Consider the following 21601-nt stretch of genomic DNA (forward strand, 5'->3'; position numbering starts at 1 on the left):
GAGCCGGATCTTCCGGCTCTTTTTATCGACTCATCGGATGTGCTAAAAGCAGCAGATACATCTACTGTAAAACAGCAGACAACGTTCCGTTAGTTTGCGTTGCAGACCAGTTAGCAGGAAACTTCCCTTTTAAATCGAGTACAATGCGAACTCGGTCATCGTGATGACCAAGACGAACAGCCTTCACTAAACTATCCGGTGCAACTTTAGGCACCGGTACTTCATCACTGAAATGTCCAACGACATCTACAACAAATCTATCCGGTTCTTTTAATCCAAAGATTTTATACGTAAATTTATTTGTAGCAAAAACTGTAAGCTTCTTATCTGAATACGAGACAGAGACTAAGGGAGACAGCTGTGCACTATCTTTCTTAGTGCATTCCGTTAAAGAAGTTGCAACGTTTTTTGACGGCGCAACCTGAACAGTAGCTTTTGCAGAAGGAACCGCCACTGTGACCGTTTTTGTTACAAGGGTAAGTGTATTCTCTGTCTTAGCCTGAGGTGCCTTGGCTTGCGAATCTGTTACCTTCAATGAAGGAGACTGCTTTGCCTTTGTGGTCACAGCTGCCCCGTTACCTACTTCAGACACCGCAGATGCGAGGATGTCAGAGGTACTCTTATCAATAACAACATGCTGCAAAGACTGGCTATCCTGTTTTCCACCAACAACTGCCAGAGAGGACGCATCTTCAGGAGTAATATACGCATCCCGCATCATCCACTTATTATAACCAATAAGCACAGCCCCGATCACAAGCGCCAATAAAATCATCATAGAAATGTTACGGTTCATGCATCCTCCCCTCAGCGGTTTCATCTACTTTGCTGACTTTCCCTCACTGCGTACATATTCAAGAAAACGCTGCGCTGGTTTCAAATTTCCATTCAGCGCAATTGCACGATTTAAGTATCTAATTGTATTACCATAATCACCCATATCATAATACACTCGTGCAACATTAAATAATGCATGGTCATCTTCAGGGCTTAATTCCACCACTCGCAACTGGTGCTGTAAAGCAGCAGCCGGAAGTTTCTGCTTACGCAGGTCAGAACCAAATTCTGCAAACACATGTTTGTGTTCCGGCACTACCCCTTCTTTTACATCAGCTAATTTTGTAAGTTCCTTCAGAGCATTGCGCCTATCACCTTTCTCAAGCGCAGCCAACGCATCTTCAAAACTTGATTTTAAATTCTTTGTTACATTTTCAGGTGTTTTTTGCTCACGGGCAAAGACTTCTGCCTCTTTACGGGCAATGTCCAGAGCTTGCGAAGAAGAAATAAGCTCCGGCTTTACATCGTCACCATTTTTATCTTTAAGAATAAACACATATGGTTCATCAGGTAAAGAACGGGCTTCGTGCTCTACCAAATGTGCGTGTGCAAGCACTTGTGGCTGCAACAAAAAATCTTGTTCCTTACTGAACCTATGCACAAAATCCTCAACTCTGAGGCGATATTGTTTTCCAACGACAGTGCGCTGTGCTGACAAGGCTTGAATCATGACAGTGTCATCATCTGTAAACCAGACAAGCCAATAGCGTTTTTCCTGTTCTGCTGATGCAGCGTCCTGTTCAGATTCAAATGTGGAATACACACCTTTATATTCTAAATGCAACACAACGTACTTCCTAATAACGTTCGAATTACTAAGGATACTACCTGTTCTTTATTGCCTGCAGGAACTTTTGCGCAGGTTCCAACTTTGGATTTTCCACAAGAGCGCGATGCAGCCATCTTTTACAATCGGACATTTTTCGTAAATCGTAATATACACGAGCGATGTTATAACACAGATGATCATCATTAGGAGAAAGCTCAATTGCTTTCAAGTAATGTTTTAAAGCAATTTCCGGCTCCTGCACTTTTCTCAAACGCTTCCCGAAATCATTAAACAGATGTTTATGCCTAGGTTTCCATGGAACATCCTTTTCAGGAACCGCCAACAATATGCGCCTGCCCTGCTTCAAGTATCCACCGCGCAGCATTGTCATGCCCTTATCAAACTTCTCTACAGCCTCTTCCTCTTCCTGCTTCAAGCCTGTTGTCTTTGCACTATGCGTCGGGACCTGTGCCAGCAGGGCATTTACGGCTTCCGTCTCCTGCAACTGAAGTTCAAGTTGCTCAGCTCCCACATTCACTGACTTTGCATCTAAAGCAAGCAAATTGGGTTCAAAAACATATTCCTCTTCAAACTCATCCCGATCAACAACTCGCTTACCACCAACCGGAGTCAAGTTACTTGTCAGTAACTGCACATATACGTTGCCTTCAGTACCTTCGCTTGCATACCAGTACCGCTTGGAAATGCTCTTTCTTCTCGTTGCACCCGCACCAATCCAAAGGCTGGACGACGTATGATAAACACCTTCTGTCATCTATTGCCCCCAATAATACACTTATAACGTGGCTAAACATTATCACACCGCTTTTATCTTGAAAACAGTATGTTAGGACTTCAAACTAGTATTTAAAAAACATTGTGGACGGTTAATATGTTTTCCTTTACGTTTCTGGCATGCATGAAATGGCAATAGCAGCAAGTCTTATTGATATCGTCAAGGAAGAGATGGCAAAGCATAATGCCTCTAAATTACTTATGGTTCGCGTTTGCTATGGAAAACTGACCAACGTAGTGCCTGACGCACTTTCGTTTGCTTTTGAAGTGCAGACCAAACAAAGTCCTTTAGAAGGTGCTGAGCTTGAGCTTAAAGAAATTCCTGTAACTGTTACTTGCGGTGAATGCTCTACTGAGTTTACACCTGAAGGAACGGATCTTTTCTATATGCCGTGTCCTTCGTGCGAAAACTTATTCGGACACACCGTGCTTACAGGAAAAGAACTTTACGTAGATCATCTTGAAGCGGAGTAAATAATTTCCATGGAAATCCCAGTAGTACGCAATATACTTGAAGCGAACGACAAAATCGCAGTTAATTTGAAAGAACTCTTTGCCGAACATGGCATTCTTGTTCTTAACCTCATCAGTTCACCGGGCGCAGGCAAGACCTCGATTCTTGAACGCACCCTTACAGACCTTAAAGATGAATTCACCATGGCTGTAATTGAAGGTGACTGCCAAACTGACAATGATGCCCGCAGAGTTGCAGAAACTGGAGCCAAAGCTGTTCAGATCAACACCGACGGCGGCTGCCACCTTGATAGCAACATGATCACTGCTGCGCTCGCTAACTTCAACTTGGACGAAATCGATATCCTGTTTATCGAGAACGTTGGCAACCTTGTTTGCCCAGTTGAGTTTGATTGCGGTGAAGACTTTAAAATCGCCCTCCTCAGTGTTCCTGAAGGTGACGACAAGCCGGAAAAATATCCAGCCTTGTTCGAAAAATCTTCAGCTATGATTCTGAACAAGTGCGACCTGCTTCCATACGTACAGTTTGATGTTGAGCGTGCAAAACAATTTGCTACCCAGCTGAACAAGGACATGCCTGTATTCCAGACTTCCTGCACCACCAGCGAAGGTCTCGACACTTGGTACGAATGGCTGCGCAAGGCGCATGCTGCTAAACAAAAGTAGTGTCACAATAAATGTCATTACCGTGCAGTGCATAAGGAACATACGCCCCCGACTCTCGGGGGCTTTTTTTTCCAATTAAACAAAATTACAGTGAGATAGTTGGAAAACGTCCTGAGCAATATGTATAAAAAAACACATTCACCTCTGGACAACCCTCAAGTTAGTGACTACTAACTTTATACTCAGATTTCATACAGACTGCCCAAGGTAACCGCCGCACTGGACAGACTGTTTTTTTTCGTAACGCGGCATATTCTACTGTTTGGAGACCATTATGAGTTCAGACTGCAGCAGTGGTAACTGTTCTTCCGGTTCCTGCGGCGGAGCACCTACTGAATTAGATGCTGGCGAAGCACGGATGAAGCGTACCATCAGCCGTATTAAACATAAAATTGTTGTTATGTCCGGTAAAGGCGGCGTTGGTAAAAGTACTGTAGCTACCAACATTGCTATCGGTCTTTCCCTTGCAGGAAAAAAAGTCGGTCTGCTTGACGTGGACGTACACGGCCCTAGTGTTCCTCGTCTGCTGAGCATGCGCGACTCTAAAGTTCATATCGAAGAATCTTTCATTGAGCCTGTGGCATGGAGTAAAAACCTCTCCGTTATGTCTCTTGGCTTCCTGTTGCCTAACTCCTACCAACCGGTAGTATGGCGCGGCCCTGTAAAAATGGGCTTCATCAAACAGCTTCTTTCTGACGTTGTTTGGGGAGACCTTGACTACATGGTAGTAGACTGCCCTCCAGGCACTGGCGATGAACCACTGTCTGTAATGCAACTCCTCGGCAACGATGCTCAAGCTGTTATTGTTACCACTCCACAAGGGGTTGCTATCGATGACGTTCGCCGTTCTGTTACCTTCGTAGGAGATGTTGGCAACCAGGTTCTCGGTATCGTCGAGAACATGAGCGGCGTTGTTTGCTCTCAGTGTGGCAACGTTGAAAATATCTTCGGTAAAGGTGGCGGTAAAAAACTTGCTCAAGAAGTTGGTGTCCGCTTCCTTGGTGACATCCCGCTTGATCCAGAAATCGTCCGCTCAGGTGATGAAGGTTACGCCTTCCTTTCTGTAAAACAGGACAGCCCAACCGCACAGAGCATCCAGAAAATCATAAAACCAATCCTTATGCTTGATAACGACGCTGCACCATCCACAAAGCTGCGTCCTGTCCTTCCTCCTCATAAAGGAACCATTAAAGTTGCTCTGCCTGTAACCAAAGGTACTCTGTCACCATCTATGCACCTTGCTGAACAGTATATAATCGCTGTTGCAGATGCAGAGACTAAAAAAATTGTATCCACCGAAACTGTTGATGCTCCAGCATACGAGCCTAAGGCAGCAGCTTCGTTCCTTGAACGCCTTGATGCAGGCTATGTCCTTGCTAAAGACGTTCCAGAAGAGGCGTGCGATGCACTGAAAGAAAAACACATCTCTCTTGTAAAAGGCATTACAGTAAACGCACCGGTTGCTGTTGTGACTGACTTTATCGAAGGAAAACTACTCGCTGCAGGTTAGTAACTTTTCTTCATAAAAATTGTTTTGAAAAGCAACTTTCTTTCATTAGGAAAAAAGTTGCTTTTCTTTTTTTTGACTGGCATAGCGAATCGATTTACAAAAAAAAACATTTTAAAATATATTACAAAATATTGTTAAGAACTTCTAAACGATTGTTATGGAGACAAACAACGATGTTTGCATTGGACAAAAAGCACCTTGCCTCTGCTCTTACGGTTGCTTTCTCAGCTCTCATGCTTCCAGACCTTATCCGGCTCCCTGCTGTCTACGCTATTCCGTCTGCAATCTATCTCTTTCTTTTCAATTTCTGTGTAATGTACGCAGCCTGCCAACTACAAAAAGTAACTTACATTCTTATTCCACCAATATTCTTTATAAGTGCCCTAGCCAGCTATTTTCGCGGCACCTACCGTGTAAAAATTGACAGAGAACTTATCTTTCTTCTGCTCGAAACAAACAGAGGTGAAGCAGGAGAAATTATTACTTCGAAAGTTGTTCTGTTCGGCATAGCGGCCTTACTAGTGGCATTAATATTCGGCTTTTTACTGAAACACGCAAAAGGTAAATTCCAACTAAAACCGCTCGCAATTACTTTACTTTTTGTTGTTCCTACAACAGTTTTCCTAGGTAAATTTAAAAAAGATCCTCAGGTACGCCTCATTCGTCCTGCAGTAGCAACAAAGCGCGTGCTCCCATACTGTATATTTAACGCCTTCGGGCAATTCTCAAAATTTCATGTACAGAATATTATTAAGGGAAAGCCTGTCGACTCTGCCAAGTTAGAGTCTGTTGCAATCACCCCAACTGAACCATTAACCGTTATTACAATTATCGGTGAATCTGCTCGGGCTGACAGGTTTCAAATTAATGGATACCAAAGAGAAACGACACCACTCCTTAACAAGGAGAACAACCTTGTTAACTTTGGAGCCATTAAATCTTTCTCTGCATACACTCGTCTTTCTGTACCAGCTATGATCACCCCTGCAACACTTGCAAGACCAGAAACAACCATGACGTCTTTCCTTGGGGTGTTTAAAAAGCATGGTTTTAAAACAACATGGCTATCTGCAAATGACCGCACGGACAGTCACAACACTCCTACCACAAACGCTATCGGTGATATTGATCAAAAATTATTTCGAAATCGCTTTTGCAAAGTTTCGTATGGACAGTTTTACGACGAAATGCTTCTTCCCCCATTAAAGAAAGTTCTTGAAAGCACTTCCTCCAGTCAGGCCATTACAATTCACACTCGTGGCAGTCACGCCTCTTACAACGCAAGATATACTAAAGAGTTCGCTAAATTCACTCCAGACGATTACGAGCAGGGGGTTTATAGTGATGGGCTCGAAAATGCATATGACAACAGCATCTTGGCTACAGACTCATTTATTGTTTCTGTAATTAACCTCGTGCGCGATAAAAATGCAGTTGTAATATACAGTTCAGACCATGGTGAGTCTCTCGGTGAAGACGGTCGCTTTATGCATGGCAACCCTGCCATCAAAGAACAACGTGAAGTGCCTTTTTTAGTCTGGTTCTCGGACACCTACGCAAAGCTTTATCCCCATACAGTTACAGCCTTACGAAAACAACAAGGCGCTCATCTTTCCCATGATGTATTCTTCCCATGGACTGTGAATTTGGGGGGAATTCTGCTCCCAAACAGCTCTCAGCCTGTGCTATTATCTAGTTCGCCAATGCAAGCACATCTCACAGAACAATAACAACAAAAAAGGGAGAAGCTGAATCATCAGCCTCTCCCTTTTTTATCGTCAGTTAGAAAACAATCGTTAGATAAAAATTCCTGCAAGAGCGCCTGCGAAGAGCATTACGGAAATAAAACCGTTCATTGTGAAAAATGCCATATTAACACGGCTCATATCATCAGCACTAATAATGGTGTGTTCCCAGTATAGGATGCCGGAAACAACAGCCCATACAGCAAAATACGGCCATGCCAGCCCTGCTGCCCAACCTCCCATGAGGAACATTATTGAGGTTACCACATGGCAAAAAGATGAAATCACAAGGGCTGATTCTAATCCAAAATGAGCAGGCACTGAGTTCAGCCCTACAGAACGGTCGTACTCTGCATCCTGACAAGAATAGATAATGTCAAAACCTGCAACCCAGAACAGAATGCCCCATGCGAATAGCACCGCTGGCACTGTAAACTGTGGATCTACACTAATCCAGCCTGCGAGCGGAGACAGCGCAAGCACAGCCCCAAGCCAGAAATGACAAAGCCACGTAAAACGTTTGAGCAAGCTGTAGAACGCAGCAACAAACAAAGCAACTGGTGACAGCATGAAGCTCAACTCGTTAATGAAAAAACATGCAACCACAAAAATGGCAACCATGATTGCGATAAATGCCCATGTCTGCGCCGGTGAAATTTCTCCAGTAACCAGAGGGCGCTGCTGTGTACGCGGATTTTTCGCATCAAAAGGTAAGTCAATTACCCTGTTGAATGCCATAGCTACAGAGCGCACGGCCACCATGGCTACAGTAAGCAGCAAAAAAGGCTTCAACGAAGGAAATCCGCCAGCCGCAATAAACTGTCCGAGATATGCAAACGGAAGTGCAAACACAGAGTGTTCAATTTTAATCATTCGGCATACTGCACCGAACTTAGCTAAAGGGGTGGAAGCCGAGCTCATGAAACATCCTTAGTAACAATACCGTACTTGCTATACAGTACTTTTGAATAGTTAGAGAAATGCTCAAGGGCTTGATTCTGCCCTTTGCTACGTAATTCATTAATCTCATCATACCGCTCTATAAGCACTTCAACAACGATAGGGTCGAGTTTTTCTGAGTCACCAAGCTGCCTCAACACCTTCGTTGTCTGCTCAAAATCCATCCCGCGACGATACGGGCGGTCTTCAGTAATTGCAGTAAATACATCCGCTACCTGAAGAATTCGAGAGCCCAAAGAAATATCTCTACCTGCAAGCCCACTCGGGTAGCCGGTTCCGTCTATACGTTCATGGTGCTGACATGCCCAGTCCCGAATAACCTCCAACCCGGGAATTCCTGACAAAATATGCTCGGTGTATGTTGCATGGCCTTGAATGATAGCAAACTCTTCTTTGGTCAAACGACCATTCTTCTCCAGAAGAGCTGCCGGAACAGCAAGCTTACCAATATCATGCAAACGCCCTGCTATCTGGAAAAAGACCTGCTCAACTTCATTAAAGCCAAGCCAACGTCCGAGCACACTGGAAGTAACCGCAACACCTTGAGAATGCGTTGCAGTAAAACGGCTACGAAAATCAATAACCTTCGCAAACAACCCAGTGAAATCCAAGACGCCTTCCGCATCCAGAATGTCAGAATCAAATTGTGTTGAAAGAGTAAGTGTCTTTTCGGCGCGCGCAGAGTGCAATCTGTGGTAATAATTACGCTTTGCCTCTGATTCACGCAATGCTTCAACGTAGTCAGGATTAAACAACGTACCGGAATGCTTGCGGCACAGCTCAATTAAAACAGGGATCTGATGTCTTGCAGGACGATCTCTACGAGTATTAACATCAATAAAATCAGCAAGGTTAATAATGTTGCTGATTTCATAGTGCTTCTTTCGTTCCCGCAGTTCTTCCCACGGGGTATGGTGGTACTCTACAAGCTTAGAAACATCGTGCAGTTTTTTTGAGGAACTGATTATTACCGAGCCGGCAATAGAATGTTTAATCGTATCATCTTCAAATAGAAGAGAATCAACAGCTGGATACAATGAAACGGCACCGATATCATGCAACATGGCAGCCAGAACCACATTACGCTTCTCAAAACTGCTCAGCCCGTAAAAATCTGCTATACGTGAAGCAAAAAAGCCAACATTAGTATGGTGTCCCGCAAGTGTTTGCGAAACCATATCCAACGAACGAGCTAATGCGCTAACAAGATCAAATAACCGAACCTTAAAATCGCTGTCTTCAGTATATACTAACCCAGGCCCCTGACACTCATGCTGAAATACCACAGCTTCTCCTACCTAATTCCCGCAATCTGCTGGATCGCCCTGAAGTTTGGCAATAGTATGACCAAACGCAGAAAGAACAGCCTCTAAATTTTCTGCAACAGCCTTTGTGCTTCCAGGCATATTAACAATAAGTGATGTACCAAGCGTACCTGCAACTGCGCGTGAAATAACTGCATGAGGAGTTTTTTTCAGACTCGCTGCCATCATTGCCTGCTCAATCCCTCGAAGACGGCGATCGATCACCTTAAGAGTCGCCTCAGGGGTAACATCACGAGGAGCAACACCAGTACCGCCAGTAGTTAAAATCAGATCAAACTTCTGGTGCAATGCTAAGTTGGTAATAAGTTGACGAAGCTGCAATTCTTCATCTGGAATAATATAGCCACGAGCATAAGCCAGTTCATATTTTTCCCGAACCAAAGCTTCAATCAATGGCCCGCTGCCATCTTCACGCTGCACGCGCGCGCCCTTATCTGAAAGAGTAACCCATGCAAGACTTAACGCCTCTTTTACAGGCGTCACAAAACATGAAGTTCCCTCTTCAACGTCGCAGAGCATTTGAACCCACATGCCCTCAACAGAATGCATGCCAGTATGCGATGGAACGTATCCATTTTGGACAACAAGGCACTGGGGAGTGGTACTGCCGGATTCAACAGCTGTAAGTACTGTACCTACAGGGAAGTATGCAGGAGGCAGGGAGGTGTTAAGACTTGCAGCAAGATCAGCCTCCTCACCAGTTCTACCGATGAAGACAGTCTGTCCCTGAGTTAATGGCCGTTGTGCTGTGAAAGAAATTTTTGTCATATAATTACAACTGCAAAGTCTTGCAGTTCAGTCTGCTTGTAGATCTTATTTTATCATGTAATGGCATTGCCAGATGCAACATCACCATACGGTAGCAAGGGATATATTTGCTTGCCATCCAGCCGCAACAACTGAAGATTTAACAGCAAAGTGTTGTGTCGTTATCACAACAAATTAACGCTGTTCAATCTTTCGAAGTGACCTTAGTATATCCGCTTAAAATCAGTTTGATATCCTAGTGAAAAATCACAACAAAAACAATACACCTTTTTATGGCTTTCCCACTAAATCAGTCAAAAAATGTGAACGTCTACATACAATAGCATACTAACAGTATTAACAAAAATGTATCTACTCGCCCCTGTCAAAAACCAAGGCACATCACAGCAGGTTCCAAGCGCATTATGTTACACATGAAAAAAGGCACAAAAAAAGAACGACCCCTAACCGAGACCGTTCTTTTTATTAGCAAATCACAATCTAAGCCATGGTGTTCTTACAAAATCTGACTCAGGAATAACTTGGTGCGTTCATGTTCCGGATTAGTAAAGAAGTGTTCAGGCGTACCCTGCTCAACAAGCTGTCCACCATCCATAAATACAACACGGTCTGCAACCTCACGGGCAAAACCCATTTCGTGGGTAACAACAACCATTGTCATACCTTCCTTTGCAAGATTCTTCATAACATCAAGAACCTCACCTACCATCTCCGGATCAAGCGCGGAAGTAGGTTCGTCGAACAGCAGAACTTTTGGATCCATTGCTAATGCGCGAGCAATTGCAATACGCTGCTGCTGACCACCGGAAAGCTGGTCTGGGTACACATTATACTTGTGTGCAAGACCTACTTTTTCAAGCAGTTCCATACCCTTTTTCTCTGCATCTTTCTTAGAGCGCTTGCGCACAGTCATCTGTGCCATGGTGATATTATCAATCACACTCAAATGCGGGAATAGGTTAAATGACTGGAACACCATGCCAACTTCTGCACGAATTTCGTTAATGTCACAGTCTGGATCAAGCACCTCAGTGCCTTCAATGGTAATAGAACCACTGTTTGCATACTCCAGACGGTTCAGACAACGCAGGAAAGTGGATTTACCGGAACCGGAAGGACCGATAACAACAAGCACTTCACCCGCTGCAACGTCCATAGAGACATCTTTAAGAGCATGAAGCTCTTCAGGAGTGTAGAAATATTTATTAACATTCTTTGCGCTAATCATCGTACAGCTCTCCTTTCAAGGTACTGAATAGCCACAGAAAGGGCAAAGGTAAGTACAAGGTACATAAGAGTACAGGAAATCCAGAGTTCGTACGACATAAGAGACGAACTGATAACCTCACGAGTAGCTTTGGTAAGTTCACGGACTGCAATAACACCAAGAAGTGATGAGTCCTTAATCAAACTAATGAACTGCCCCGCAAGTGGAGGAAGAATACGACGGAATGCCTGTGGAAGAATAATCTTACGCATAGCCTGTGCGCCAGATAAGCCAAGTGCACGTGCTGCTTCACTCTGCCCACGATGAACCGACTGGACACCAGCTCGAACAATTTCTGCCACGTATGCGCCTGTAAAAATAGCCAGTGCGAACACACCGTACCACAATGCAGGAATAGCGCTCAGACCAATCTTAGCAAGCATAGCGTTGATAAGAGAACCAGCTACAAAGTACCATAAGAAAATCTGAACAAGCAGTGGAGAACCACGAATAAGTTCAACGTAGGTGATAGCAAGCCAGCGCAGACATGGATTTTCTGAAATACGCATCAAGCCTGTGAGAATGCCTACAATAATGCCAAGAACAATGGCCAGCATGGATACTTTAAGTGTTACGAATGTCGCTTCGAGCAAGATACCCGGCTTACTTACGCGATACTCAGCAAGAGTATCACCCATGTATACGTAATCACCTTCCATCATGAAAACATTAGCATCTGAAGGCAACTTAATAACTTCTTCGTAACCGCCGTCCTGTACTACAAGCGTGTAGCCTTCAGCAGTTTTTTCAATTTTAGTTACATCACCTTCGACTTCGGAGCGTACTTCAAGATCTTTATCAAGCCAGAAATACTGCGGCACCTGTTCCCAGCGCCAGTTGTAGTCTACAAAATCTGCAGCAGCGTAAATAAAGCCGATGCCAAGCAGGCAAATTGCCACAAACATGGCTTTCCAGAACAGGAAATACCCCGGCTTTTTAGGACGATCGAGTCCTGTATAATTCATCATCTGCGTATCCTTATCTCAACACGTTACAAACAAGTTCTTAAAAACAGTAAACCTTCCGGCTCCATATCACGCTGTGCTTACCACAGCGAGCCATGAAACCAGAAGGAAGCTTTGTATGCCTTCAATTATCGGCACTGTCCCTGCGAGGCAGGTGAGCGTGACAGTGGAATAAATGAGGTCGGCAAAACGCCGACCTCTTAGTAGACAAAAAAAACTATTTCTTCAACTGGGATTTCCAAGCCTCAGAACGGAACCATTTGTCGTAAAGACGCTGGTAACGACCATCGTTTTTAAACTGGAAGATAAAGTTGTTGAGGAAGTTAGCGAAATCAGGGTCGCCCTGTTTGTAACCAATTGCCATAGGCTCAAAGGTGAAAGGATCGTTGAGTACGAATACTTTGCCTTTCCCCTGAACAGAAGCGATGTTCTCAAGAGCAGGAATGTCGAAAACAAAAGCGTCAGCGCGACCAGCAATAACTTCCATACCGCAGTCTACTTCTTTTTCAAAAGATTTGTAGGTTGCTTTTGGCAGGTATTTTTTTACAGCTTCTTCACCGGTAGTACCAAGGCGGGAAACAACAACGTATTTAGGATCGTTCAGCTCTTTGTAACGAGCAATTTTACCCTGAAGTTTGTTGGAAACCATTACACCCTGCCCCATGAGGAAGTAAGGATTGGAGAAACCAATCTGCAGGTTACGCTGCTGGGTAAGAGTCATACCGGAAATGATAACATCAAACTTGTTAGAAAGCAGAGAAGGAATGATGCCGTCAAAATCAGTGTTAACCGGCACAAATTTCACGCCCATTGCTTTTGCAAGCTCTTTTGCAAGGTCGATATCGAAACCAATGTAACGGCCGTTTTTATCAGTAATCTCGAAAGGAGCGTAGCTTGCGTCAAAACCAACGCGGAGTTCGCCACTCTTAAGAATTTTATTGATAGTAGACTGCTTAGCAAGTTCAATATCAGCCGCAGAAGCAGGTGCTGCAAGCATAAAGGTTAATGCGAGCACCATAAGTACTTTTACAAATTTCATCCCTATTCTCCCATAATAGATAAATAGACTATAACCACAAAGAGTTAGTATTTCCCTTCGGTCAAAACTTCCTTAATGACCATATCCCGTTTGCACTTGTCACATTTAGGCAGTGACTCTTCGGGTACAGCAATAATCTGAGTTTTGCGGCAGATAGGACATACAACCTCAACAAACTCACGCTTATAACGATCTTTAAGTACTCGTTCCATACCTACTAACTCCTTACAAAGAAAATGACGCTTAAGCATTTCGCCAAAGACATCTCTTCGGCATCTTTAACATATATGTAAAAATCGATCAAAATCAAAGTTTACATGCCATCGTCTGCTGTACGTCAGCTCTTCAATGGTTAACCCATAAAACACGTCGGATTCCCTCCCAGCATATTGAAATTATACAATTACTGTAAATACAACATGACAGGTCCGACTCCGGCGACAACGGCTGTTTCCCGCAGCACGGTTGCCGATTGATATATGTAGTATATTCACTCCCTAACGTCTACTCTAAAACGCGCTACTCCGCATTATTCTTGCTAGAAAACAAATTTGTACATTTAAAATTGTCTCGCAGATTGTCTCAAGGCAGACTAAATTGACAGTATGCCCCCTCAGGCATATTCCCCTCGTGGCTTTTATGTACTGCCCCTGCTACCCGCAGTTCTGACAGTACTTTTTATAAACGATCTCTTTGCGGAGGACACATGTCACAAGTACTCTTGAGCAACGCGCTCATTCTTTCCATGAACGAAAATCGGGAGATGTTCGTCAACGGCGACATTCTTATTACCGATGACCGCATTACTACTGTTGGTGCAGTAGCTCCGCACGAAATTTCACCGGATGCAGAAATTATCGACTGTACGGGTTCCATCATCATCCCGGGCCTGATCAATACCCATGTCCACTTATGCCAGCAATTAGGCCGCGGCCTCGGCGACGATGTTAACTTGCTCACATGGCTGCACGAGCGAACCTGGCCGTACGAACTGGCTATGACTGAAGAAGACGTTGAAGTTTCCGCCCTCGCCTGCTGCGCAGAGCTTATCCGCTCCGGCGTAACATGTTTTGCTGAACCGGGAGGGCAGCACGTGGACGCCATGGGGCGTGCCGTCACCAAAGCCGGCATCCGAGGCATACTTGCCCGCTCTACCATGGACTGCGGAGAGGGAATCCCAGAAGATCGTCAGGAAACCACCGACGAGACGCTCGACATACAGCTTGATCTTATCAAACGATGGAATGGCGCAGAAAATGATAGAATCCGCTGCTGGTTCGGCTTACGCACTATCTTTAACAACTCAGATGAGTTGATCACCCGTACTAAGAAGCTTGCTGACGAACTAAACGTCGGCATCCATATGCACGTGGCAGAAATCAAAGAAGAAGTTGAATTTGCACATGAAACACGAGGGGCAACAACAGTAGAACATCTCGCGAAACTTGGTGTTCTCGGCCCTAACCTTCTTGCTGTCCACACTGTATGGTTGACCGAAAACGAAATCGCCCTGTTTGCAAAACACGACGTTAAAGTATCCCATAACCCGGGTGCTGCCATGCGTGTACTGGGCTTTGCCCCCGTACCGGAAATGCTCAAGCAAGGCGTCTGTGTCAGCATCGCTACGGATGGTGCCCCGTGTAACAACCGTATGGACATGATCGATGAACTGTACCTGACCGCCCTTATCCATAAAGGTCGCACTCTTGATCCGACTACTGTCCCAGCAGAAACCATTCTGGAAATGGCAACTGTTAACGGTGCTAAGGCCCTACTATGGGAGGATCAGATTGGTTCATTAAGCGTTGGGAAAAAAGCTGACCTCGCCATCATCAAACCTTCTCTCATGCCTGGTTCTGTTCCAGTGCATGACCCTGTATCCAGTCTTGTGTACTCCATGCACTCAAGCAACGTCACACACACAATGTGTGACGGTAAATGGCTGATGAAAGACAAAGAGATCGTAACATTTAATGAGGCATCCTTGCTGAAAAAAGCACAACAACACGCCGATGCTATACGAGAACGAGCTGGAATTAAACTCAAGCCACGTTTTCCGGTAGTCAACGTTCGCTAACAAAACAAAAGCCCATGTGAAAAATTCACATGGGCTTTTTCTTCGCAGAATAGGGCTCGAGGAGAGCGTAACAACTTAGGGGGAGCGTTACTATCCCTATTGCTGCAAGGTACATGATAGGAAACGAAATTTACTTCAAGACAACCTCAATAGTTTCACAATTACCTAATCAGGGCGTGCCGTTAACCGGCACGCCCTTCATACATTATGCTGCCTGTTCACGGATCTTGAACAGAATTACGTAAAGCGTTGGTACTACAATCAACGTCAATACGGTTGCGAAGGTAAGACCTGCCATGATTGTCACAGCCATGGAGACAAAGAATGCATCTCCAAGCAACGGAAGCATGCCAAGTACAGTAGTACTTGCTGCCATCATAACAGGACGAACACGACTTACAGAGGCGTCAAGTACTGCTGTAAACGGCTCTTTCCCTTCACGGATTTGCAGGTTGATCTCATCCAGCAACACGATTGCGTTTTTAATGAGCATCCCCATAAGACTCAAGAAACCAAGCAGAGCCATAAAGCCGAATGGCTGACCTGCAGCCAGCAGTCCCCAAGCGACACCGATAATTGCAAGAGGTACTGTAAGCCAGATGATTAACGGCTCACGCAGAGCGTTAAAGAGCGCAATGGTAATGATGATCATCAATACGATGGTTACTGGAATGGTTGCAAACAAACCAGCCTGCGCGTCAGTTGAATCTTCATACTCACCGCCCCACTCCATAGTGTAGCCAGCCGGAAGTTTCATCGATTCAATCTGCGGACGAAGCTCTTTAAATAGTGTTGTTGGCTGTCCAACTTTTGCTTCACAAGAAACGGTAATAGTCAGTTTTCTATTACGTCTGTGTAATGAGTTGTTTTTAAATTCGGTTTTAACTTCCGATACAAGCTGTCCCAGCGGAACCATGCTGTTTGAAACATTGCTGAACACCTGTACGGAATTCATAGATCCAACATCGGAACGCTCTTCTTCCGGTGGACGCATTACAATCGGGAGTAATGTGTCTCCTTCACGATATACTCCAACTGGCATACCTACGTATGCAGCCTTCAAAGCATTTGCGATATCAGGACGGTCTAATCCAGCACGACGTACGGCTTGCTCGTTCAACACCGGAACAATAACTTTAGATTTCTGACGCCAGTCATCACGGACACCACGGGCGTTATCATTTTCACTGAAGATATTCTGAGCTTCAAGAGAAAGAGCACGGAGCACTTCCAGATCCGGACCGGAGAAACGCACCTCAATAGGGTCATCTCGTCCCGGACCGAGACGAACTTTTTTGAATTTAAAGAACGCTTCAGGGAAGGTTTGGCTCGTATAGTTCCTGTACTCTTCAATCATTACCGGAACATCATGGTAATCTTTAATGGTTACAATAACCTGACCATAGTTCGGATACTCCTTCTCAGGAGCGTACACCAACATGAAACGAGGAGCACCGCTACCAACAAAGGTGGTTGTAAACTCAACCCGATCATCTTCTGCCAGTTTCTTTTCAAGAATCTTCAGGTCTTCGCTTACAGCACTGATATCAGATCCTTCAGGCTTCCACATATCAATAAAGAACTGAGGCTGAGTAGATGCAGGGAAAAACATCTGATCTACATACTTCATCGCATAACCGGATGTGAACATCAGCGCGAGCAACGCACCAACGGTCACCCAACGATGGTTCAAGCACGCTCTCAAGCACCCTCTATATGCTCTAAAAAGTTTGCTACCATACGGGTCGGCATCACCATCACCATCACCTTTATGTAAAAACATTTCGCACAACAGTGGTGTAATAGTCAGCGCAGTGACCCAACTAAGCATCAGAGAAATAAGCAATACCCAGAACAAGGAACCACAATATTCACCTGTGGAGTCAGAAGACAGGCCGATTGCAGCAAATGCCATTACAGCAACTACGGTTGCGCCAAGCAACGGCCACATAGTCTGTGCAACAACTGCACGGGCTGCAGCAATCTTGTCTTCGCCCTGCTGTATTCGTATGAGCATCCCTTCTGTAACAACGATTGCGTTGTCTACCAACATCCCCAGAGCAATAATCAACGCACCAAGCGAAATCCTCTGCAGCTGAATGTCCATCATCTTCATAAAGATAAATGAACCACACACAGTGATCAGAAGCACAGCACCAATAAGCAGGCCACTGCGCAATCCCATAAAGATCATCAAAATGACGATTACGATACCCACAGCTTCAAGTAAGCTGACAGCAAAACCGTCAACAGCCTTTGTTACATAATCCGGCTGGAAATAGACCGGCTTAATTTCAAAACCGACAGGGGTAGAACCATCTAGCTCCGCAATGCGTTTTGTAACGCGGTCACCAAGGTCTACGATGTTGCCACCTGAAGCCAGAGAAATACCCACAGCAAGAGCACGCGTGCTATCCTGTCGCATTATCTTTTTAGATGGCTCAATGTATCCACGGGTAATAGTCGCAAGGTCACTCAGGTACACCAACTTGCCGGAACCTTCATCTGTTACGTAGATGTCACCCAAATCCTCAACCGAGGTTATACCACCGGAAGGATGAATTCGAATATATTCCGGACCAACATGCGCATTACCGGCATCGGAAACAAGGTTACGCTGCTTAAGAGCATCTAGAACAGACTTTACAGTCACTCCGAGCTGACGAAGCTTTGCACGGGGGATTTCAACAAACACAGCTTCCTGCTGTTCACCCCACACTGTTACTTTTGCAACGTCTGGAATGAGAAGTAGCTCTTTACGCAAAAATGTTACGTAATCTTGAAGCTCTTTGTATGAATACCCGTCTGCTGTTACGGAATACAAAATCCCGTACACATCACCAAAGTCATCAACTACGACGGAAGAATTGGCTCCCGGAGGCAAATTAGCCTGCGCATCACCAACTTTTCTTCGCAATTCGTCCCAAACCTGAGGCAGGGTATTCTTGTCATAGTTTTCTTTAATCTCAACTGTAATAATAGATTTGCCCGGAGTAGAAACGGACTTAATTTTTTCAAGCTGACCTAGCTGTTGGATCTCACTTTCCAAACGATCAGTTACTTCTTCGGTTACTTCTTCTGCTGTCGCACCTGGATATGTGGTGATGACCAGAGCTTCTTTAATAGTAAATTCAGGATCTTCTAAGCGGCCCATGGACTGGTAAGCAAACAGTCCACCAACAATCAATATTACGGTCATCGTAAGCGTGGTCACACGCTTACGAATCGCCCATTCTCCAAGACTCATGACAGCTATTCTCCAATCTCGCCCTGCAACACTCGCACAGACTGACCGTCTTTAAGGTAATGTACGCCAGCGGTCACAATCTGCATGCCGGATTTAAGCCCTGATTTTAAGATATATTCATTCTGCTGCATGGAACCCAGTTCAACAGAAACACGTTTAACCGTATTATCTTTCTGCACTATCCACACAAACGGAGTATCTGCACTATCAACAGCTACGGCACTCACAGGTACTCGAAGACCTATAGCGTTACCATTTGCACCACCTGGGAAGTAGCCAATAACTTCCGCAGTCATACCGGAATAGATGCTTACCCCTTCAGGCTGCGGCAAAGAAACAGTTACTGTATAGGTACTAGTCTGCTCATTGGCAGTTGTCTCAAACTCTTTAAGTTCACCTTCATAAAGCTTGTTTGGCATTGCAGCAAAACGTACAGAAGGCTTCTTAAGCATTTTTGTATTCTTAGCCTGAAGAATAGCAATCACCAATTCAGGAACCTGCACTTCAACATCAAGATTGCCCACATCATCAAGACGGACAATATACTGCTGCGCCTGAACATTTTCAAAATTCTTTACATAGGTCTGTGCCACAACACCATCAAAAGGCGCGCGAAGCACAGTATACTCCAGATTGAGACGAGCCTGTTCACGCTCCTGCTCAAGCTGCTTCACCTGTGCTCGAGCATTTTCAAAAACACTAAGTGCGCTGTCATATGTTGCTTTTGAAACAATATCATCTTTCAACAACACAGAGTTACGCTTATAGTTGAGTTTCGCTTCCTGCAAAGAAGCACGGGCTCCTAACAGCTTTGAATCCAGCCCACGCAATTTAGTCTGAAAATCATTTTTATCTAATGTAGCAATGATCTGCCCGCGTTTAACATGCTGGCCAGCTTTCACAAGCAACTCGCTCAACTGTCCTGCAACACGAAAACCGATTTCAGCTTTCTCGCCAGCAACAACAGTTCCCGGAAACGCACGTTCTACAAGCTCAGATTCACCACTTACAATCATTGTTTTTACAGGTTTTGCAACGACTACTTCTTTAGCTACCCCTTCGCCGTTGCAGCCTTGAAGGCATAATAAAAAGAGTCCTGCAAGGACAAAAAACAAACTCTTAACGTTTAACTTTTCCATGAAATGCTCCCCAGCAAATTCAGATGTACGCTCCTCGAAAGTCATACTCTGTAGTCATGAATTTATACAATGAACCAATGTACTGTTATGGATTGGTCAGTCCATAACAGCTTGGTCCGTAATGAGTAGAAACTGCCGAAAGGTCGATCTTTTTAAAACAGTCTTCTTAATGAAAAGCCCACACAACAATAGTACTAGTTTTCGTACAACCATTATTGGATACAGAGCTTGCATTGAAGTGCTAATAAAAGCTGTCTTAATGATAATGTGCTGATTTATTTATTTCGGCAGCAGCACTAACAAAGCAATCTGCATGCCAATAAAACAGTTATTAGATTACAGAAGGTTAACTCGCCCCCCGTCTTCCCTCCCCTAATAACTGTTGTATTTGACAGTGCACCTGTTATATTTAACAGAAGCCGCCGCAACTATCATATGTGACAGGATGAAGGTGCCCATATGCCGCCACAAAATTTTTTTAGAAGCGTTACCAAAATCATTTGCTCAACGCTCAACCTGCAAAACGCGATTACAAACCTGTATCAATATCTTCAGAAAAACCTGCCTGTAGATACAATAAATTTCGATATTTACGATGATGAGAAGCGTGTATTACACAACATAATATCTGTGCATGAAGGTGCCACACGCCTTATTGCGGACCTTACGATCAATGAATCCATCCATCAAAAATTCATGCGTACCGCTGCTGATGTGAATATGCTCTCAGGCTATATTCCCAATTCGAACGACGAAGACATCACACGCAAAGTCAGTAAGCGCATCGGCATCAAGGATTTTTCCGGTGTAATCTGCTACCTGCGTATTGATGGTGAACTCTTAGGAGTCGCTACCTTTGCACGGTCCAAAGTACATGCCTTCTCAGAAGAAGAAATTGATACGCTTTCTTCCCTTAACGACCCTCTTACTATTGCAATGGTCAATGCTCTTCGCTTTGATGAGCTAAAAGCAGTTAAAGATCAGCTTCAAGACGACAACAAATTTCTGCAACGCGAACTTGCTAAAAAGGCAGGTGAAACTGTTATCGGTGCGCGCACTGGATTAAAAAACACACTCAATATGCTTTCACAGGTAGCAAACACCGATGTGCCTGTAATGCTGCTGGGAGAAACCGGTGTTGGTAAGGAAGTATTGGCAAATGCCCTGCACCGCATGTCACCAAGACACGATAAACCTTTCATCACAGTTAACTGTGGGGCTATTCCGGAATCCCTTGTAGACAGCGTCCTCTTTGGACACGAGAAGGGAGCATTTACAGGTGCAGCTCAACAACGAAAAGGACGTTTTGAACGCGCTAACGGTGGCACCCTGCTCCTTGACGAAATAGGCGAGCTTCCACCGGATGCACAGGTGCGTCTCCTCCGCGTATTGCAGGAAAAGACCATTGAACGTGTCGGCGGCGACACAGAGATACCTATTGATGCCCGAATCATTGCCGCAACACACAGGGACTTGAAAAAACTGGTGGATGAAGGAAAGTTCCGCGAAGACTTATGGTTCCGGCTCAGTACCTTTCCAGTTGTCGTCCCTCCCCTTCGAGAGCGCAAGGTAGATATTCCTCTACTACTGGCGCATTTCTTGACAACCTGTTCTGCTAAACTTGGCGTACCACAGCCGGCCGTAACACCTGAAGGCATAGAAAACTTAACGAGCTATCATTGGCCCGGAAATGTACGTGAAATGCACAATGTAGTGGAACGCCAAATAATTTTAGGGCAAGGCAAGCCGCTAACATTTTCTAGCCTGAAATTTTCTGGGGATTCTCAAGACTCTGTTGCAACTACTAAAGCCACCGCAACGCCTCTAGTGCTCAATAGCCAACAAGCCTTTCCGACGCTCGACGAGGTTACACGCATGTACATTGAAAAAGCCTTGCAGCACTGTAACGGAAAAATTGAAGGGGCAGACGGAGCCGCTCAGCTTCTCGGGGTTAATGCATCCACCCTTCGCCATCGGATGCGAAAGCTAGGAATAGTTTTTGGAAAAAAGCGATAATA

The 21601-nt window shown here is 44.7% G+C and carries 18 protein-coding genes; 6 read left to right on the top strand and 12 right to left on the bottom strand.

Annotation, left to right across the window (positions count from 1 at the left end; all coding sequences use genetic code 11):
• Positions 1-61 precede the first annotated feature (61 nt).
• From BUR09_RS13785 to BUR09_RS13795, 3 genes are read right to left on the bottom strand one after another with little or no spacing between them, the layout of a single operon-like run.
• On the bottom strand, positions 62-796 hold the full coding sequence (locus tag BUR09_RS13785; RefSeq protein WP_074217515.1) for an AMIN domain-containing protein: 735 nt from the start codon (positions 794-796) through the stop codon (positions 62-64).
• Between the two features lie 24 nt (positions 797-820).
• Complete coding sequence (locus tag BUR09_RS13790; protein ID WP_074217516.1) at positions 821-1624, bottom strand: tetratricopeptide repeat protein; 804 nt, start codon at positions 1622-1624, stop codon at positions 821-823.
• Between the two features lie 37 nt (positions 1625-1661).
• Complete coding sequence (locus BUR09_RS13795; protein ID WP_074217517.1) at positions 1662-2381, bottom strand: tetratricopeptide repeat protein; 720 nt, start codon at positions 2379-2381, stop codon at positions 1662-1664.
• Positions 2382-2530: 149 nt separating this feature from the next.
• On the opposite strand from BUR09_RS13795, the gene BUR09_RS13800 reads away from it, so the two are divergent.
• The 4 genes from BUR09_RS13800 to BUR09_RS13815 all read left to right on the top strand — a co-directional run bounded on the left by BUR09_RS13800 (position 2531) and on the right by BUR09_RS13815 (position 6781).
• Entirely contained in the window at positions 2531-2875 is a 345-nt protein-coding gene (locus tag BUR09_RS13800; protein WP_322788058.1) for a hydrogenase maturation nickel metallochaperone HypA/HybF, read from the top strand.
• Positions 2876-2884: 9 nt separating this feature from the next.
• On the top strand, positions 2885-3541 hold the full coding sequence (gene hypB / locus BUR09_RS13805; RefSeq protein WP_074217519.1) for a hydrogenase nickel incorporation protein HypB: 657 nt from the start codon (positions 2885-2887) through the stop codon (positions 3539-3541).
• A 274-nt stretch (positions 3542-3815) separates the two neighbouring features.
• Complete coding sequence (locus BUR09_RS13810; protein WP_074217520.1) at positions 3816-5051, top strand: P-loop NTPase; 1236 nt, start codon at positions 3816-3818, stop codon at positions 5049-5051.
• Positions 5052-5224: 173 nt separating this feature from the next.
• Positions 5225-6781 carry a phosphoethanolamine transferase gene (locus BUR09_RS13815; RefSeq protein ID WP_074217521.1) on the top strand — a complete coding sequence of 519 codons (1557 nt, stop codon included), beginning with the start codon at positions 5225-5227 and terminating at the stop codon, positions 6779-6781.
• A gap of 66 nt (positions 6782-6847) precedes the next feature.
• Here the strand turns inward: BUR09_RS13815 and BUR09_RS13820 are convergent, their stop codons facing one another.
• The 7 genes from BUR09_RS13820 to BUR09_RS16750 all read right to left on the bottom strand — a co-directional run bounded on the left by BUR09_RS13820 (position 6848) and on the right by BUR09_RS16750 (position 13332).
• Positions 6848-7717, bottom strand: a complete 870-nt coding sequence (locus BUR09_RS13820; protein WP_074217522.1) for a 4-hydroxybenzoate octaprenyltransferase — start codon at positions 7715-7717, stop codon at positions 6848-6850.
• Positions 7714-9042: an HD domain-containing phosphohydrolase gene (locus BUR09_RS13825; RefSeq protein WP_084539496.1), complete on the bottom strand. Its 1329-nt coding sequence runs from the start codon at positions 9040-9042 to the stop codon at positions 7714-7716. Before BUR09_RS13825 ends, BUR09_RS13820 begins: the two co-directional genes overlap by 4 nt.
• 12 nt (positions 9043-9054) lie before the next feature.
• On the bottom strand, positions 9055-9849 hold the full coding sequence (locus BUR09_RS13830) for a MogA/MoaB family molybdenum cofactor biosynthesis protein (RefSeq protein ID WP_074217523.1): 795 nt from the start codon (positions 9847-9849) through the stop codon (positions 9055-9057).
• A 496-nt stretch (positions 9850-10345) separates the two neighbouring features.
• Entirely contained in the window at positions 10346-11077 is a 732-nt protein-coding gene (locus tag BUR09_RS13835) for an amino acid ABC transporter ATP-binding protein (RefSeq protein WP_074217524.1), read from the bottom strand.
• Positions 11074-12084 carry an amino acid ABC transporter permease gene (locus tag BUR09_RS13840; RefSeq protein ID WP_074217525.1) on the bottom strand — a complete coding sequence of 337 codons (1011 nt, stop codon included), beginning with the start codon at positions 12082-12084 and terminating at the stop codon, positions 11074-11076. Before BUR09_RS13840 ends, BUR09_RS13835 begins: the two co-directional genes overlap by 4 nt.
• A 214-nt stretch (positions 12085-12298) precedes the next feature.
• Positions 12299-13120 carry a transporter substrate-binding domain-containing protein gene (locus BUR09_RS13845; RefSeq protein WP_074217526.1) on the bottom strand — a complete coding sequence of 274 codons (822 nt, stop codon included), beginning with the start codon at positions 13118-13120 and terminating at the stop codon, positions 12299-12301.
• A gap of 44 nt (positions 13121-13164) precedes the next feature.
• Positions 13165-13332 (bottom strand): hypothetical protein, encoded by a 168-nt coding sequence (locus BUR09_RS16750; RefSeq protein ID WP_139296851.1) that lies wholly within the window; start codon positions 13330-13332, stop codon positions 13165-13167.
• 494 nt (positions 13333-13826) lie between these two features.
• Between BUR09_RS16750 and BUR09_RS13850 the strand changes: the two genes are divergently transcribed.
• Positions 13827-15197, top strand: coding sequence for an amidohydrolase (locus BUR09_RS13850; protein WP_074217527.1), 1371 nt, complete (start codon positions 13827-13829; stop codon positions 15195-15197).
• Positions 15198-15402: 205 nt separating this feature from the next.
• Here the strand turns inward: BUR09_RS13850 and BUR09_RS13855 are convergent, their stop codons facing one another.
• The gene (locus tag BUR09_RS13855; protein ID WP_074217528.1) at positions 15403-18444 is read right to left on the bottom strand and encodes an efflux RND transporter permease subunit; all 3042 of its coding nucleotides are present in this window, start codon (positions 18442-18444) and stop codon (positions 15403-15405) included.
• 5 nt (positions 18445-18449) lie between these two features.
• The gene (locus BUR09_RS13860) at positions 18450-19583 is read right to left on the bottom strand and encodes an efflux RND transporter periplasmic adaptor subunit (protein WP_074217529.1); all 1134 of its coding nucleotides are present in this window, start codon (positions 19581-19583) and stop codon (positions 18450-18452) included.
• Positions 19584-20042: 459 nt separating this feature from the next.
• On the opposite strand from BUR09_RS13860, the gene BUR09_RS13865 reads away from it, so the two are divergent.
• Complete coding sequence (locus BUR09_RS13865; protein WP_074217530.1) at positions 20043-21599, top strand: sigma-54-dependent Fis family transcriptional regulator; 1557 nt, start codon at positions 20043-20045, stop codon at positions 21597-21599.
• Positions 21600-21601: the final 2 nt, after the last annotated feature.

It is taken from the genome of Halodesulfovibrio marinisediminis DSM 17456 (genome assembly GCF_900129975.1).
GTDB lineage: Bacteria > Desulfobacterota > Desulfovibrionia > Desulfovibrionales > Desulfovibrionaceae > Halodesulfovibrio > Halodesulfovibrio marinisediminis.

Excerpts from the sequence above, each read along its gene's own strand:
- BUR09_RS16750 (WP_139296851.1), bottom strand. The coding sequence starts at position 13,332 with ATGGAACGAGTACTTAAAGATCGTTATAAGCGTGAGTTTGTTGAGGTT.
- BUR09_RS13815 (WP_074217521.1), top strand. The coding sequence starts at position 5,225 with ATGTTTGCATTGGACAAAAAGCACCTTGCCTCTGCTCTTACGGTTGCT.
- BUR09_RS13785 (WP_074217515.1), bottom strand. The coding sequence starts at position 796 with ATGAACCGTAACATTTCTATGATGATTTTATTGGCGCTTGTGATCGGG.
- BUR09_RS13865 (WP_074217530.1), top strand. The coding sequence starts at position 20,043 with ATGCCGCCACAAAATTTTTTTAGAAGCGTTACCAAAATCATTTGCTCA.
- BUR09_RS13800 (WP_322788058.1), top strand. The coding sequence starts at position 2,531 with ATGGCAATAGCAGCAAGTCTTATTGATATCGTCAAGGAAGAGATGGCA.
- BUR09_RS13835 (WP_074217524.1), bottom strand. The coding sequence starts at position 11,077 with ATGATTAGCGCAAAGAATGTTAATAAATATTTCTACACTCCTGAAGAG.
- BUR09_RS13840 (WP_074217525.1), bottom strand. The coding sequence starts at position 12,084 with ATGATGAATTATACAGGACTCGATCGTCCTAAAAAGCCGGGGTATTTC.
- BUR09_RS13860 (WP_074217529.1), bottom strand. The coding sequence starts at position 19,583 with ATGGAAAAGTTAAACGTTAAGAGTTTGTTTTTTGTCCTTGCAGGACTC.
- BUR09_RS13855 (WP_074217528.1), bottom strand. The coding sequence starts at position 18,444 with ATGAGTCTTGGAGAATGGGCGATTCGTAAGCGTGTGACCACGCTTACG.
- BUR09_RS13820 (WP_074217522.1), bottom strand. The coding sequence starts at position 7,717 with ATGAGCTCGGCTTCCACCCCTTTAGCTAAGTTCGGTGCAGTATGCCGA.
- BUR09_RS13795 (WP_074217517.1), bottom strand. The coding sequence starts at position 2,381 with ATGACAGAAGGTGTTTATCATACGTCGTCCAGCCTTTGGATTGGTGCG.
- BUR09_RS13810 (WP_074217520.1), top strand. The coding sequence starts at position 3,816 with ATGAGTTCAGACTGCAGCAGTGGTAACTGTTCTTCCGGTTCCTGCGGC.
- BUR09_RS13850 (WP_074217527.1), top strand. The coding sequence starts at position 13,827 with ATGTCACAAGTACTCTTGAGCAACGCGCTCATTCTTTCCATGAACGAA.
- hypB (WP_074217519.1), top strand. The coding sequence starts at position 2,885 with ATGGAAATCCCAGTAGTACGCAATATACTTGAAGCGAACGACAAAATC.
- BUR09_RS13845 (WP_074217526.1), bottom strand. The coding sequence starts at position 13,120 with ATGAAATTTGTAAAAGTACTTATGGTGCTCGCATTAACCTTTATGCTT.
- BUR09_RS13830 (WP_074217523.1), bottom strand. The coding sequence starts at position 9,849 with ATGACAAAAATTTCTTTCACAGCACAACGGCCATTAACTCAGGGACAG.